We start from the raw sequence: 15,620 nt of genomic DNA on the forward strand, positions 1-15,620 counted from the left end.
TCGTTTGACTTGCTGCTTGAGGTTTTTGTGTGTCGACGTTTCGCGTCTTGCAACCAGTAGCTTTCGCCTGCCGTTTCCAGAATGTGGCAGCGATACGTCAACCGATCAAAGGTCGCTCCTGTGAGGCGTTCTCTGCCCAGCACCTCGGTCCAGTTCCGCTTTTTATCTTCCGTCAGCGAGGGTGATTCTTTGTCTTGAGGCATGAATTTCTCTCTCCATTTACGAATCTGGCTGACGTGGACTCCCGGGCTCCGGGCAGCCTCAGTGAGTGAATCACCAGCCTGAGCAACCAGCCGCATTGCATCCTGCTTGCATTCCTCGAAATAAACGCGACGCGATAACTTGGGTTTGGACGATGATAATTTACCATTTCTGGACATAATGAACTCCTCCCAGAGAGTATGAACTTTCCAGCACGCGCCCACTATTTCTGGGGAACTTCATAGTGCAGTATGCAATTCTTAGTTGAGGAGCGAGTGCGGAATATCCCCGCGGAGGTTCGAGTCCTCGCTTGGGCACCTTGAAACATAAGGACTTACGGCTATTGGTCGTGAGTCCTTTTTTGTTTCTGTCCCGTATTTGATTTGAGCAAAGCGTTGATTAAGCGACCTGAACTATGAATTATCGATGACAGGCCACTATGATTTCGTCGATGGCAATCTAGAATACTGTCATTCATGGTACTGAAAGATCAATGGGCGTCCCGGAAAGCTCGGGGTTGGCAGACACCTCTCCGAACAATGCAGAATCTGGCGGGAGATGATAAATAGCAATGAGCGATGGCCAAACTCACACATTTTAGTAATTGTGGGTTCACTCAGCATCAGACCATGAATTGCATGTCATCTTTGTATTGATTTAATAACTCGCCGCTGAATTCTGATAGCGGAGAACCGGCCTGCTTTTCCTTATCTTCCTTTCGGAGTCAATTTTCCATGTGGCTGCATGCTTCCTGCTTTCTTGAATTCAACATTCCGGTTCCCACCCCATTTTTGCTGATGCTGCGGCCCCGCAGTGGATATCAGCAGTGGGTCGGCCGCGAACAGTATGTGTTGTCACCCAGTGTACCGGCAGTCGAATTCACCGACCCGTTCGGCAACCTTTGTCAGCGGCTGGTGGCCCCTGCCGGTTCGTTCTCCATCCAAACTTCGTTTGATATCGAAGCCGCCGACGCCTCCGATACAGCTCCAGGGGCTCACTTTGTCCCAGTGCAACAGTTGCCTGATGAGACGCTGCCGTTTCTCTTGCCAAGCCGGTATTGCGAATCAGACCGCTTCACTAAGTTGTCATCGTCGCTTGTCGAAGGAAAAGCGCCCGGTTATGACCAGTGCACTGCGATCGTCGAGTACATTCGCAACACGATCAAGTATGCCCCCGGAGAGGGCCAGGAGATCATCAGTGCCTGCGAAGTCAATGAGAGGTCACAGGCCGTCTGCCGCGATATGGCCCATTTGGGCATTGCCTGTTGTCGCGCGCTTTCGATTCCGGCGCGCATGGTCGTAGGCTACCTGGAAACACTGGAACCGATGGATCTGCATGCGTGGTTTGAAGCTTATGTCGGCGGCCGGTGGTACACGTTCGATCCGACTCAAGACAACCTGCAGGGGGGACGCGTGGCGATCGCTTACGGCCGGGACGCGGCCGATGTGGCCATCTACTCACAATTCGGTGACCCGGTAGATCTGCTACGAATGAACGTCAACGTCGAACGGATGTCGGCCCCCGTTTACTGACAGATGATATGGCGGTGATCCGGATCTCACAAACAGAATGAACGACATCCGAATTCCGATCCAACTTGCTCAAGGCAATCGTAAATCCCAGGCGATTTGACGCCGTGGTGCTGGTCACCGCCTCAGAGTCTAGCCCCTTATTGGTCAATCCCTCCAGGTAAAATCAAACCATCTCATATCAATCAATGGATGCTGGGAGGCGATACGCTGTTCTGCAGAGGAGGTAAATCTTCCTTCAGTATATCTCAGAGAAAATATGTTGAATTAAAACTTGTCTACTTCATCTCTGGCAGAATCAATGCGCTTTTAAAAAGCGGAACACCTAGACTGAATTCCACTTATGAAATTGCAGCAAAGTGAAGGAGGTCTATTTGGACTTCATGGGAATTCCTCCCTCATTTTAGTGATTTTTGACGATTGTAAAGTCTCTTCATTCCGTATTCGGAATTATGGACCATTCTATCGTTTTTTGACATGAAATCGCCACCATTTCTCAAAAAAGCAACTTATCCTTTCAGGGTTGAGCTGTTTGTAAATCGGTCAACATGAGTGAACGGTGTACTCCCTATCCAGAATACACATCCACAAAAAACTCATCCGTGTAGTGCACCATTAAACGAAATTGTCGTAAAGGGCAGTCTGAAAACCATGCAGGCGATTCGGTCGATATCATGAATTCACAAAGTACGATTTCAACCCACACCATTCAAGATGCTGGCAAAGCGCAGAGATTGCGATCTCAAAAACGGAAAAATTTGTGGTTTGTTTTCCTGACACTGATCTGGCTTGGCCTGGTTGGAATCGGAATGTCGTCTATCTGGAAGTATCAGACCACTCCCGGAAAAGTCACTCAGTCTATTGATGACTGGCCTGCTGACAGCCTGCTGGATCGCGATCCAATTCGTCCCACTCTCGTGATGTTTGCGCACCCTCACTGCCCCTGCACCCGGGCCAGCATTGGTGAACTGTCTCTCATTATGGGGCATTGCCCTGACCGTGTTAATGCGCGTGTGCTGTTCTACAAACCATCGAACTTCTCGGCTGAGTGGGAGAAAACAGACCTCTGGGCTTCGGCGGCAGCAATTCCGGGTGTCACTGTTTCTTGTGACGAAGCGGGCTTTGAAGCGAAGAAATTTCGTGCAACCACATCAGGATATGTCGTGTTATACGATGCGAATGGCTCATTGCTGTTTCGCGGCGGCATCACGGGATCACGAGGTCATTCAGGAGACAATGTCGGCAGAAGTGCGATTGAGGCAATCCTGGAGAACAGGACGGCAGAAAGAAAACGGACCTCCGTCTTCGGTTGCCCGTTACTGGGACAAATCGATGCCTGCAGTAAGGAAAATCAAAAGTGTCTACAGCAATAATTGCAGCAACATCACACAATCATTCAGTTTCTCGAAGAGCAGATGATCTGTTCCACGAAAACCGTACGGATCTCTTTCAGCGAACCGACCGGCTGTTTGCCTGTCTGATGGTCATCCAGTGGATCGTCTGTATCTTCGTCGCGATCTGGCTGTCACCCCGTACCTGGCTCGGGGCATACAGCGAGATACATCTGCATGTCTGGGCGGCAATTTTTCTGGGCGGACTGATTACCTTATTTCCAGTTTACCTCGCCCTGGTACGTCCCGGCTCGACGTTGACCCGCCACGTGATCGCGATCAGCCAGATGCTGACCTCTTCCTTATTGATCCATCTGAGCGGCGGTCGCATCGAAACACACTTTCATATTTTCGGTTCATTGGCATTCCTTGCCTTTTATCGAGACTGGCGTGTGCTTGTTTCTGCGACAACCGTGGTGGTCATAGATCACACTCTTTTCGGAATCTGGGATCCGCAGGCCCTCTTTGGAGTTCTGACTGTGAGCCCCTGGCGCATCTTTGAGCATAGTGCCTGGGTCGTATTTGAAGATATCTTCCTGATCATTGCCATTCATCAGAGTCTGCGGGAAATGAAAGCAATGGCCCGACAACGGGCTGAACTGGAAGCAACCAACGAAATCGTGGAATCACAAGTCAAGAGCCGAACGCGTGATTTACATCATGCCAACAAAACAATTTTGGAGAAAAACCGCATTCTGGAACACCGGACCGAAGAATTGCGACAGCAGGCCAGAGACCTGGAAGCCGCCAACCATAAGGCCAAACAGTTAAGCGCTTTTGGTCAAATTCTTGATCGGTCTCATAACGAAATCTACATTTATGATGTTGATTCACTCAAGTTCGTACACGCCAATCAAAGTGCCCTTTGCAATCTCGGGTACAGTATGAATGAACTGAGAGAGATGATGCCCATTAATATCAAACCGGAACACACAAAAAAATCCTTTGCAAAAATGATTGCACCGCTGCTTGAGGGAGCGCAAGACAATCTGAAGTTCAAAACCACACATCGCAGGAAAGACGGGTCTGACTATCCAGTCCAAATACATCTTGAAACATCGGTACTCGGCGATAGACCGGTGTTTGTTGCCATCATTCTCGACCTCACGGAACAACAGCGTTCCTTCAAAGAAATTGAGCAATTATCACGCTTTCCCGCTGAAGATATTAATCCGGTACTGCGGGCTTCCGCAAAGGGAATTCTGCTTTATGCAAACAATGCAAGCCACGCACTACTCAAACACTGGGGGACGCAGGTTGGTGATGCACTTCCCGAGGAACTCGCTCTCGCCTGTAGGGAAAGCCTCGATTCAGAAAAAACTGTCGATATAGAAATGTGCGAGCATGAACAATGTTATTCTTTAATCTTGACGCCTGTTGCTAAAGACAATTATGTGAACCTTTACGGAACCAATATCACCTCTCGAAGACGGGCGGAAGCAGAGTTGGTTCAAGCTAAGGAAGCGGCTGAGGCAGCAAACCGGGCGAAAAGTGAATTCCTCGCCAATATGAGCCACGAGATTCGGACCCCCATGACCGCAATTCTCGGTTTCAATGACATCATCCTCGACAACGCCAACCATCCGAGTGACGTTGACGCCGCGATCACCATCAAAGAAAACGGCGAATATCTCATTAAACTCATCAACAACATTCTCGACATATCCAAAATTGAAGCAGAGAAACTCGTAGTGGAACAGGTCAACTGTTCCCCTCACGCACTGATTGACAATGTCTATTCCCTGATGAAAGTCCGGGCTGCGGCCAAGGGACTACCGTTCGAAGTCCGTTTTGACGGCCCGATCCCGGAAACGATTTGTTCTGACCCCACTCGACTGCGTCAGATTCTGATTAACGTCGTGGGCAACGCTATCAAATTCACAGAAACGGGTTCCGTGCAGATTGTCACGCGTCTGCTGACGGGAAAAAATCAGCACCCTCAACTCCAGTTCGACGTCATCGACACGGGCATGGGAATTCCACAAGCTAAAATTGAACATCTCTTCCTGCCTTTTATGCAGGAAGATAATTCCGTAACGCGAAAATTTGGCGGAACCGGCCTGGGACTGACCATCTGTAAACGACTGGCAGAACTCCTGGGAGGCGCAATTTCCGTCTCCAGTACAATGGGGGTGGGAAGTACATTTACAGTCACCATTCAGACCGGCTCATTAGAGAACGTGCGACTGCTGAAGAAAGTCGCGAACCCGGTCATCGAAAAAACCGATGTGAACCAAGTAGCACAGACGGAGTTTCCGCTTGAGAACTATCACATCCTGCTCACTGAGGATGGTCCCGATAACCAGCGTCTGATCAGTTTCATTTTGAAAAAAGCAGGCGCAAAAGTCACCGTCGCCGACAATGGACAGATTTCATTTGATACCGCGACCGCAGCCATGCAAGCAGGCTGGCCGTTCGACGCCATTCTGATGGATATGCAGATGCCCATTCTGGACGGATATGAAGCCACAAAATTATTGAGAGCCGCCGATTACCAGGGGCCCATCATCGCCTTGACGGCTCACGCCATGAGCGGAGACCGACAGAAGTGCCTGGATATGGGTTGCGACGACTACCTCACCAAACCGGTCGACCGCAGAAAACTGGTTGAAGTGGTGGCCAGTTACTTGAATGTGTCCAACCGCGTGAATCTGCCTAGAATCGTAACTCAGCTCGTAAATACATCGAAAAAGAAATAAAAACACACGCTCAACATAAATAAAATGTGTGAGTGGATTCTCAGCTTGAACCACGCAGAATCTATTTATAGCTGATAGATTTCATAGGGCGCACTGCAGGGGGTTCCCCGTGAGACGTGCATCCGTTTTTGCGCCGGCTCGATGATCACGGAGAAAACCGTCTGCCAGAAGCCGACACCGGGTTCATCGTTGGCATGTCGACAGATTGAACGGGGATGCCTTTGGTGATCCCTGAGTGCGGTCTTGATATCCTCAACGCTGATCCCATTGGCGTTCGCGCTGAGCAGTTCATCGATGCGGGCTTTGCGGGGATGGGAGCCGATCAACTCCGGGAACTGTTCGTTATATTCACACAGGTCCGGATGCAGGCAATGATTAGTGTGCGTGATCCAGGTTGTTTCATCCGGGCGCAGAACTTTCACGTCGTCTATCGTGACTTCGAGATTCGCGGGACCTTCGGGGGTGGTCAGCATGATATTGGCTGGAATCGCACGGTGCGCCCGCCGGATCGCGTGAACGGCGTCATCGACGGTGGTTGCTTCATAAAGTTCGCGGAGCGTGAAATAATGCGGCACTCCGACCGGCCGACTCGGCGCCGGCAGCGAATTCAGACACGCGCCAATCCCGGCCTCGTTGAAGCCGACATAAGAGATCAATCCCGCCTGGGTCAGCGTCATCAGCGCCGGTTTTCCGATCGGTCGGCGTGTCAGGACCACAGTGAAGCGATCGAGGGCCGGGTCATTGTCCCAGTTCTGCGCGACAATCGCGGAGCGTTGAGAAGTCGCCGGCAGACTGAGTGAGGTGCAGCCGGAATCGGGGTCTGCAGTAAACTGATTGCGAATCTGCAACAGCATGATTTTCCAGAACGGCAGGTCCACTGCTTCAGCAACGCCCTGCAGTTCTTCGACGGAATCCGGGCTATATTCTTTCGCAAATGGCAGACACTGTTCCGCCAGCGTTTGTGCGTGATCACTGCTGACCTGCAGCGTTTCCTGCAGTCGCTCCAGAGCCACCTCACAAAAGGCACGCACTTCTTCACAAGCCGCCTCTCCCAGTTGCTGCCCCATCTCACGAGGCGTGCCGACAACTTCTATTTCACGATAACGGGTGGCTTCAGGCATGAAAATTTCTCACTGCGGACTGAGGAAATCGGTTTTCATTCTCGACTTCATCATACAGATTCCGTTGAGGCTTGTTGAGCGTCCATCGAAGAAAATAAGTCACGATACGACTGCCTAAGAAAAGAGAGCCGGTAAATCAATAACGGCACTCGGTCCCCCTGACAGGATGATCTTGTCTGAGGGGAACTGTTGAATTTACAGTTCCCCCCTGACTCGAATTACCGGCTTGCTTTTTCGATTTTCTGGGCCTGTTTGAGTGTGGTCAGGTATTCGACGATATTGACGAGTTCTTCCTGAGTCAGTACTTTCTGCAGGTCGGCGGGCATCAGTGAGATCTTCTGCTGAATGATCTCATCGACGTCCTCCATTTTGAAGGTACGCTCGATGGCTTCGACATCTTTGATTGTGATGGCGTCGTCGGTTTTATTCACCAGCAGGCCATTGACGACATTTCCGGAAGCCAGAATCACCGTATACGATTCAAAGTTGTGGCTGATGCCGGCACTGGGATACAGAATCGATTCGAACAGCGCTTCGCGGCTCAGCTTTTTGCCGATCTCTGACAGGTTCGGCCCCACTTCTTTGCCCATGCCATTGACAATGTGACACTTGGCGCACGTGCCTTTGGTGTTGAACATCACACGACCGTCGAGTGTATCTCCCTTCATGTCCGCCAGCACATTAATCGGAGGCAGAGGTTTGTTGTCTTTGGTCGGGGGAGCCGGAAACAGTTTTTCGGCTCGTTCTTTCACGTCTTTCATGATTGTCGCCGACATGGCGGCGGCGGCGGTCTGATTCAATTGCGGTTCGAACGGACCTTTCTCGGCCAGATCGAGCAGCGCATGTGCGCCGGGTCGGGACTTGGCGATGGCCCGGACGGCTTCACGTCGATCGACCAGCGGTTCCTGATCGTCCTTGATGATGTTTAACAGGATCGCATTCGCGCCATTGTGACTGGAACTGCCCAGTGCCCAGATCAGATCCAGTTTCTGATTCTGTTCTTTTTCCGTATCGGCTTTCTCCTGCAGGGACTTCCGAATCAATGCATTCTGTTTCAAAGCCAGAGCAGCGCTGATGGCATCGACGGCGGTCTGTGATTTGCCCGACTGACTGGCCAGCGCAACCAGTTCCGGATAGTAGTGAGACGCCTTGAATTTTTCGACCAGCTTCGTGAATTCGGGAGTCCCCCGGCTGCTGTCGATGACCTGTGCCAGTGCACGCTGATACTTTTTGTCTTGCATCACGACATTCGCGGGCATACGCGAAATGGCTTCGGCGATAACGTAGGTTTCCCGCTTTTTGTTATCCGGTTCCTGCAGGAGCGCCAGCTCTGCCACCGCGGCATTTTTTTCCTTGCCGGGAATGAAGTCCAGTGCGCGGAAGTAGCGAGGCAGCGCATCCAGCTTTGTTTCCGGATTCTCAATCATTTTAACGAGATAAGGGACCGCCAATGGAATTTTGGAGCGCCAGAGCAAATCACGGCCGACAGGCGTATCCCATTTGTCGCCGGCCTGCTTCAACCACGCCGACATAAATTTCTGTTTCTGTTCATCCATGCCAATCCCGAGTGCTTCCAGATACCAGCGATCCTTTCCATCATATTGATCCGCCAGAGTGACCCAGAGCGCGGCGGCTTCCGGTGATTGATTGTGATGCAAGGCAATCGCGCATTCGCGGCGGACCTGCGGCGAAGAATCGTTGACCAGTTGTTGCACATAGGGAATCACGTCCAGCTTGTAACGCCGAGCAGCACGCAGGCCTGTGATCCGAATGTCGGGGTTGGAATCTTTCATTGCGCGATCGACATACTGATTCGTTTTGCCTTGGATGCCTGCCAACAGCCAGAGGGCGCGAGCGCGGTTCCTCTGGTTGTCAGACTGATATAATTCTTCCAACTGTGGTAAAGCCTGCTCCTGCAGATCATGCAGTTTGTTCCAGGCCAGATAACGGGTTGCCAGGTTCGGACTTTTGATTCCGGCGATGGCGCCTTCGATTGTACTCAGGTCGAGTTTATCGAACTGATATTTCGCATCGGGAGGGGCAATGCGGAAGATGCGTCCACGCTCCTGATCGCCAATCCGGTGTCCGCCGACGCCGGGATCATACCAGTCCGCCACGAAGAGAGAGCCATCGGGGGCAATACAGACATCGGAAGGACGGAACCAGTTGTCCTTTTCGCTGGTTATGATATTCGCAATTTCGGCTTCGTAACCTGCGCCCTCTTTTTTGACGGGATAAGCGCGGACCACATTCGGGCCTGCATCGGAGTGAATGATTTCGCCCTGATATTTTTTCGGCAGGAGCGAACCTTCATAAATGCAGATCCCGGTCGGCGAACCGGCGCCGGTCTGCAGCAGGTTGGGAACCACGCCGGGATCGCGGAGGTGCCAATGACGCAGGGGAATATCCTCATGCATGCCGGTACGCGGTGTCTTCCAGCTTGCTCCCGTCAGTTGATCGAGATAACCGTAGTTTCCGTATTCCATCACATAGTTGATGCGTACGCCGCGGTTGCCGTCGTCGTCGTTATCCGACTGCCAGAGCGTGCCGAAGGAATCGACGGTGATTTCATAGTTATTTCGAAAATTGTGTCCCAGCACTTCGAAGTCAGAGCCATCCAGATTACAGCGAAAGACCATGCCGCCCCAGTATGGTTTGCCGTTATCAATCACCGGATGCCCATTACTTTCAAGGATCGGTTTGCCATCGCGGTCAAACACCTGCTTGCCGCTGTTTCCAAAGTTCCAGTACAATTTCCCGTCGGGACCAAAGATCGCTGCATGGGCAGAGTGATCATGCTCACCGCCGGCGGTTTTGAAGAGCAGTTCTTTTTTGTCAGCTTTGCCGTCGTTGTTCTCATCAGTGAAAAGAAACACGTTCGGCGAGGCGGCGACGATAACCTGGTTGCCCAGCACACAGATACCCTGCGAGCCGTTCACGTCCGCTCCCTGATAAAAGACTGTTGTCTTATCGGCCGTGCCATCGCCGTTCGTATCTTCCAGAATCAGAATGCGGTCTCCCTCTTTGCGAGTTACTATCCCGCGCAGATTGGCACGGTAATTCACGACTTCACAGATCCAGACGCGGCCTTGTGAATCAACGTCCATACTGGAAGGACTGCTGATCCGGGGTTCGGAAGCAAACAGCGTTGCCTTTAAACCGGGAGCCACAGTTAAACTGGGCACAGCCTCTGCGGGCGTACGTTCGGTCTGTGCCGACAGTGTTGAAACGGCGAATGCCGTGCTCAGAAACAGAGCTGGAATGATGGCGAGCCAACGGTACTTCATTGAGTCAGTTTCCTTTTTATGATTCAGTTCGTATCTCAGGTATGAAAAACAGTCTAAGCAAAAGTCGTTTATTGATTCCACTCCGCCAGCATTGCTTTGATGCGTGCGGGATTATAGTTGTCCGGTTTGGGAAAATCCTGATTGGCTTCCAGCTGTTCCACCGACAGCGGCGGTGAATCGATGCCCTGAGAAGGCACATCGACTTTGGCAGTCCAGGCGATGGCATTCAACACCAGCTTGCGAAAATCGTTGTGACCCCAGTTCCAGTGATAATGGCCGCCGGTAAAACCAAAACCACGTCCCCCATCCGGACGCTGATAGGCCCAGGCCATGTATTGAGGCTGCCCGATCATTTTACGCACTTCAGGATTTCCACTGTGCGGGCCGTCAGGACGGCTGAGCGTTTCTTTGGGAGGAATCGCCGTCAGAATGGGCTGTACGCTTTTCATTTCCGGCTGAAACCGCATGTGATAATACCACTCATCATTTATGGAAAACGGTGCGACGCCATTGGAAATCGGGTGTTCGGGCAGATTTTTGTAGTCGGCGACCCAGTGGGGATTCACCGACCACCATTCTTCAAAGTAACCGCCGATCCACCGCAAAAAAGCATCCCCCGCCGGCCCTTTAGGTACTTCAACGCCGTAATGCAGATTAACCATGCCGACGCCCTGCTCTGCCAGCTTGTTGAGTTCATCCAGATGCGTCACGTAAGGGTGACGGCCGCCCCCATCACAGTAGATCACAATCGAGTCGGCATTATGCAGTACGCTGGCATCTTCGGGCCAGCCTTCCGTCACAACAGTGGTTTCAATATTCAAACCACTGTTGTTCAACGCTTCTGCGAGCAGGATGCATCCGGCACGATGTTCGTGTGCGCCATAACCATGACTTTTTTTACCGGCGATCAGGACTACTTTTTTTTTAGCGCCGTCCGTCGCAGATGTTTTGTTCGCTGCGGGGAATTCTTTCAATTCGATATCGCGGAACTGGACGACCATCGGCGGCCCCTGATGCAGCTGCAGTGCGATAATTCCATCCGCCCGCCGCTGTTCGACATCGTCATCGGTGACGTCAACGGTTGTTACGCCGTTAATTTTGTGAATGAAGTGATTGCCGCGGGCGATAATGTGATACTCGTTCCAGTCTTCTTTTTTGATCTTTTTCTGGATCTCGTCAGAATCGCCGACAGAACCAACGACCGTGGGTTTGTGATTTTTTCCGATGACGGTCTTCTGTCCGCGTTCAGCGAGAATGCCGCGAAAGCGCTCGCCGTAGAGAATGCCCGAATATTTATCGCCAGCTTCAAAGTCGGCCTGATATCCGCCCACCCGCCATTTGTCGTCGCCGGGAACCGTGAAGCTGCGATATTGCACGCCCGAGTTGTGACCGATGATTTTATACTGCAGTTTCAATTCAAAGTCGGCAGGAGTGCCTCCCTCCCAGATCAGAAATGTATTCCCTTTGGTGGGATTTTCTTTGGTGGTTTTTCCCGTGATCGCTCCGTCTTCTACCGACCAGAAACGGGGATCGCCGTCCCAGTTTTTGAGTGTCTTCCCATCGAAAATTGGTTTGAATCCGTCTTCGGCTGCTTCCACTCCTGGTGAGTTCAAAAACAGGCAGAAACAGAACATCGAGAGTAGCAGAAAGGTGTGCAGGTGAATCGAGCGCTGTGACGTCATTGGTCCCTCCGGGAAGAAAATCGAAATCGTTGAGAACTGTCTCTTATTCTGGCAGGTAAAGCTAAATCGCGGGTATGAGTCTGACCTACTATCTTAAACAGACAAAGGGATGTTTATCTACCATGAAACCCAAGAATGCCAAATAGAAAAGATTGTTAAGTAATTCATCCTCTGCTGAACGGAAATAATTTTGGTAATGCTGTGATCCCCGTATGCACCTGATGTGCGTAAAAAAAGGCGCTGTTGCCAGCGCCCTGTCTCTTTGATGATGAATTCGCCTGCCAGATCTACTGCAGGAAAACGTCTGCTTCTTCGAGGAAATTCTTCTCGAGCGCCCGCATTTCGCCGACCGCATCTGCCAGGGCGACGGGCACAATTTGTGTTCCCCGCAAGGCAACCATGTAACCGAAGTGATGCTTGAGCGCCAACCAACCGGCGTGGACACCACAACGTGTTCCGAGCACACGGTCGTAAGCACTGGGTGAACCGCCGCGTTGCAGGTGCCCGAGTGTAACGTGTCGGGTTTCGAAGCCAGTGCGTTCTTCGATCAGATTCGCAACGGTTTCGCCGATGCCACCGAGCTTCACGTGACCGAAATCATCGACTTCACCATCTTGTGTCATGACTCCTGCTTCCGCACTGAACTGCGCCCCTTCGCTGACAATCACAATGCCATACTTTTTGCCATTGGCACGTCGTCTTTGCAAGACTTCCACCATCCGGTCGATATCGATTTCGATTTCCGGAACCAGCGTATAATCGGCGGCGGTTGCCAGACCGGAGAACAAGGCAATCCAGCCGGCATGCCGTCCCATGGTTTCCACAACCATGATCCGGCGATGTGATTCTGCCGTTGTACGCAAGCGATCCACGGCTTCCATGACGATATTGATGGATGTATCAAACCCGAAAGTCACATCTGTGGAACTGAGGTCGTTATCGATGGTTTTCGGGCAGCCAATCACGGGAACTTTGTGATCATTCCACAGCTTATTGGCCACACCCAGCGTATCATCGCCGCCGATGGCGATCAGGCAATCGAGGCCCAGCTTCTCAAACGTGGCAATCACTTTGGGAACGTCCACTTCCGCATTTTTGTAAGGATTCGTGCGGGAAGACCCGAGAATCGTCCCCCCCTTGAAGATGATGTCGTCCGTGTTTTCCGAATCCAGTTCCATATAGTTGCCTTCGATGGCTCCGCGCCAGCCTTCGAGCAGACCATAGACTTCGCCGCCTGCATTGCAGATCACGCGCACTGCACCACGGATGACCGGATTCAAACCGGGACAATCTCCACCACCTGTTAAAATACCAACTCTCATTATTCTTCCTGTACCTGTTTTGTAAAAAGTAACGCCTCTGAATCATGTCGAGAGACTTGAAAATGTACCATACAACAAATTGAAGTGAGCGAAACTTCGCCTTATGCACGAATTCGTTTTGCCGACAGGGGACTCTTTTCAGATTCACGAACGCGCGACCCTGCGAGTCTGTTACAATACAAACCGATCCGTTTATACTTCGTTTTAACCGTTCGAAATTTTCTTACCAGGTACGTTCGATAAATGTAGTATCGACTTTACCTTCAATAAATGCCGAATGGTTAAAGATCTTTTTCGCCAGGGGGATTGTGGTTTTAATCCCTTCAATAACGAACTCATCCAGACAACGTCTCATACACGCCAGAGACTCTTCGCGCGTCGGCCGATGCACAATGAGTTTGCCTATCAGAGAGTCATAATAAGGGCTGACTGTGTACCCTTCATAAATATGCGAGTCAAACCGGACGCCCGGTCCGGCGGGCACGCGCAACTTGGTGATTTTGCCGGGTGATCCGCGAAAATCGTTTTCCGGATCTTCCGCATTGATCCGCAGCTCGATGGCAGAACCATTGCAGGGAATATTCTTCTGTTTGAAGTCCAGCTTTTCCCCCGCGGCGACGCGAATCTGCTGTTTAATCAAATCGATGCCCGTCACGAGTTCACTCACCGGGTGTTCGACCTGAATGCGGGCATTGACTTCGATAAAATAGAACTGGTTATCAGGCCCGACCAGGAATTCAACCGTACCGGCATTGGTATAACCGGCGGTTTCAATTAATCGGCAGGCTGCTTTGCAGATGTCTTCCCGCACGGAATGAGGTAAATTGGGAGCCGGGCTCTCTTCGACCAGCTTCTGGTGACGGCGTTGCAAACTGCAGTCACGTTCCCAGAGATGGACGACATTCCCATGATTGTCTGCCATGATCTGCACTTCGACGTGCCTGGGATTTTCAATATATTTTTCGAGGTATACACCGCCATTTTTGAACGCGGCTTCCGCTTCCGCCGCAGCCGCCTTCAAGCCGGCTTTGAGTGAAATATCGTTACGGGCGACTCGCATCCCTTTTCCGCCACCGCCGGCGGTCGCTTTGATCAGAACCGGATAACCGATTTCCTTCGCCACTTTTAATGCTTCGCCTTCGTCGGTCACCAGCCCTTCGGTTCCCGGCGATAAATGTACGTTGGCTGCTTTGGCGATTTCCCGCGCAGAGACTTTATCTCCCAGTTTCGCCATTGCCTCATGAGGAGGGCCGATAAACTCGATATTGCAGCTGCGACAGACTTCCGCAAAGTGGGCGTTTTCTGCGAGAAAACCATAACCGGGATGAATGGCCTGCACGTTGCCGATTTCTGCGGCGCTGATGATGCGATTGATCATCAGATAACTTTCCGTTGCCGCAGCAGGGCCGATGCAGATGGCTTCATCCGCTAAAGAGAGATAGTGCGCGCCCCGATCTGCCTCACTGAAAACCGCAACGGTTTCAATGCCCATTTCACGACAGGCACGGATGACCCGCAGTGCAATCTCGCCTCGGTTTGCTACCAGTATTCTTTGAAACATTTGTTTTTGACTTGGTAAAAGGATCCGACATCTGAAATTCTGATCGCAACCGTTTTGATCACTGCATCGCGAACATTCTACAAAAACTGGCTTTAGCCTTGACTGACTCTGAACAGAGGCTGGCCGAATTCGACCGCTTCGCCATCCTTCACCAGAATCTCGGTAATCGTCCCGTTGATCTCAGCAGGAATCTGATTAAACACTTTCATGGCTTCCACAATACAGACAATCGTTTCGGCACTGACCTTGGATCCGATACTCAGAAAGGGAGGATCTTCAGGGCTGGGAGACGCGTAGAATGTACCGACCGTGGGGCTCTTGATTACGGGACCAGACTCGACTGCGGGCGCAGCTTCCTGCGGAGCCACAGGAGGCGCTGGTGCAGCGTGGTGCTGAACGGGGTGAGGCATTGAAGCGGCAGGAACCATTGAATACGTTTCCTGCGGACCACGGCGTAATTTCCAGGTCTCTTCACCACGCTTCAGATTGACTTCCGTCAGTCCGTGTTTTTCCATCATTTCAAACAGTGTTTGAAGTTTTTCCAAATCGAAAGGTTCACCTTTCGGCACCTCGTTTTTTGCCATTGCCATACCTTATTTCAATTTCTCATGCTGCATTCGCATTGCCTGCGGTCATGTGATGGGATTCTACGCAAACTCTCGTCAGCAACCCGTTTCTGTTTTAACTCAATGTCTCTGACTCTGTATGGAAAGGGACCGAACACACAGATTGCGCGCACGCTCTACCCCGCCTGACTTGTTAGGAAAGAGATTCTATGACAAATCACCCTTGAAAACCTAGTGAAACAGCGGAGTTTCTCCAATAAA

General features: G+C 51.4%; 10 protein-coding genes. 3 read left to right on the forward strand and 7 right to left on the reverse strand.

The features are described from left to right. Window positions 1–380 (reverse strand): ATP-binding protein (locus Q0294_RS22880; protein ID WP_299470115.1); only part of this gene is annotated, 380 nt, incomplete at its 3' end. Between the two features lie 555 nt (window positions 381–935). Between Q0294_RS22880 and Q0294_RS22885 the strand changes: the two genes are divergently transcribed. The 3 genes from Q0294_RS22885 (at window position 936) to Q0294_RS22895 (ending at window position 5,820) form a co-directional block, all read left to right on the forward strand. Further along, window positions 936–1,733, forward strand: a complete 798-nt coding sequence (locus Q0294_RS22885) for a transglutaminase family protein (RefSeq protein WP_299470117.1) — start codon at window positions 936–938, stop codon at window positions 1,731–1,733. A gap of 806 nt (window positions 1,734–2,539) precedes the next feature. Next, entirely contained in the window at window positions 2,540–3,103 is a 564-nt protein-coding gene (locus tag Q0294_RS22890) for a hypothetical protein (protein ID WP_299470119.1), read from the forward strand. Further along, complete coding sequence (locus tag Q0294_RS22895; protein WP_299470121.1) at window positions 3,088–5,820, forward strand: ATP-binding protein; 2,733 nt, start codon at window positions 3,088–3,090, stop codon at window positions 5,818–5,820. Before Q0294_RS22890 ends, Q0294_RS22895 begins: the two co-directional genes overlap by 16 nt. Window positions 5,821–5,885: 65 nt before the next feature. On the opposite strand, the gene Q0294_RS22900 is transcribed toward Q0294_RS22895, so the two are convergent. The 6 genes from Q0294_RS22900 to accB form a co-directional block, all read right to left on the reverse strand. Continuing rightward, on the reverse strand, window positions 5,886–6,941 hold the full coding sequence (locus Q0294_RS22900; RefSeq protein WP_299470123.1) for a C45 family peptidase: 1,056 nt from the start codon (window positions 6,939–6,941) through the stop codon (window positions 5,886–5,888). A 218-nt stretch (window positions 6,942–7,159) separates the two neighbouring features. Beyond that, window positions 7,160–10,228, reverse strand: coding sequence for a PVC-type heme-binding CxxCH protein (locus Q0294_RS22905; protein WP_299470125.1), 3,069 nt, complete (start codon window positions 10,226–10,228; stop codon window positions 7,160–7,162). Window positions 10,229–10,296: 68 nt separating this feature from the next. Further along, a complete protein-coding gene (locus tag Q0294_RS22910; protein ID WP_299470126.1) occupies window positions 10,297–11,910 on the reverse strand; it encodes a family 16 glycoside hydrolase in 1,614 nt (537 codons plus the stop codon). Window positions 11,911–12,197: 287 nt separating this feature from the next. Further along, window positions 12,198–13,232 (reverse strand): ATP-dependent 6-phosphofructokinase, encoded by a 1,035-nt coding sequence (locus tag Q0294_RS22915; protein WP_299470128.1) that lies wholly within the window; start codon window positions 13,230–13,232, stop codon window positions 12,198–12,200. A 223-nt stretch (window positions 13,233–13,455) separates the two neighbouring features. Beyond that, window positions 13,456–14,793 carry an acetyl-CoA carboxylase biotin carboxylase subunit gene (accC, locus tag Q0294_RS22920; protein ID WP_299470130.1) on the reverse strand — a complete coding sequence of 446 codons (1,338 nt, stop codon included), beginning with the start codon at window positions 14,791–14,793 and terminating at the stop codon, window positions 13,456–13,458. 92 nt (window positions 14,794–14,885) lie between these two features. Beyond that, entirely contained in the window at window positions 14,886–15,377 is a 492-nt protein-coding gene (gene accB, locus Q0294_RS22925) for an acetyl-CoA carboxylase biotin carboxyl carrier protein (RefSeq protein ID WP_299470132.1), read from the reverse strand. Window positions 15,378–15,620: the final 243 nt, after the last annotated feature.

The sequence above is a fragment of the uncultured Gimesia sp. genome (genome assembly GCF_937919775.1).
Taxonomy (GTDB): Bacteria; Planctomycetota; Planctomycetia; order Planctomycetales; family Planctomycetaceae; genus Gimesia.

What these genes read in the sequence shown, in the direction of transcription:
- Q0294_RS22915 (WP_299470128.1), bottom strand. Translation starts at nt 13,232, where the DNA reads ATGAGAGTTGGTATTTTAACAGGTGGTGGAGATTGTCCCGGTTTGAAT.
- Q0294_RS22885 (WP_299470117.1), top strand. Translation starts at nt 936, where the DNA reads ATGTGGCTGCATGCTTCCTGCTTTCTTGAATTCAACATTCCGGTTCCC.
- accB (WP_299470132.1), bottom strand. Translation starts at nt 15,377, where the DNA reads ATGGCAAAAAACGAGGTGCCGAAAGGTGAACCTTTCGATTTGGAAAAA.
- Q0294_RS22900 (WP_299470123.1), bottom strand. Translation starts at nt 6,941, where the DNA reads ATGCCTGAAGCCACCCGTTATCGTGAAATAGAAGTTGTCGGCACGCCT.
- Q0294_RS22905 (WP_299470125.1), bottom strand. Translation starts at nt 10,228, where the DNA reads ATGAAGTACCGTTGGCTCGCCATCATTCCAGCTCTGTTTCTGAGCACG.
- Q0294_RS22890 (WP_299470119.1), top strand. Translation starts at nt 2,540, where the DNA reads ATGTCGTCTATCTGGAAGTATCAGACCACTCCCGGAAAAGTCACTCAG.
- Q0294_RS22910 (WP_299470126.1), bottom strand. Translation starts at nt 11,910, where the DNA reads ATGACGTCACAGCGCTCGATTCACCTGCACACCTTTCTGCTACTCTCG.
- accC (WP_299470130.1), bottom strand. Translation starts at nt 14,793, where the DNA reads ATGTTTCAAAGAATACTGGTAGCAAACCGAGGCGAGATTGCACTGCGG.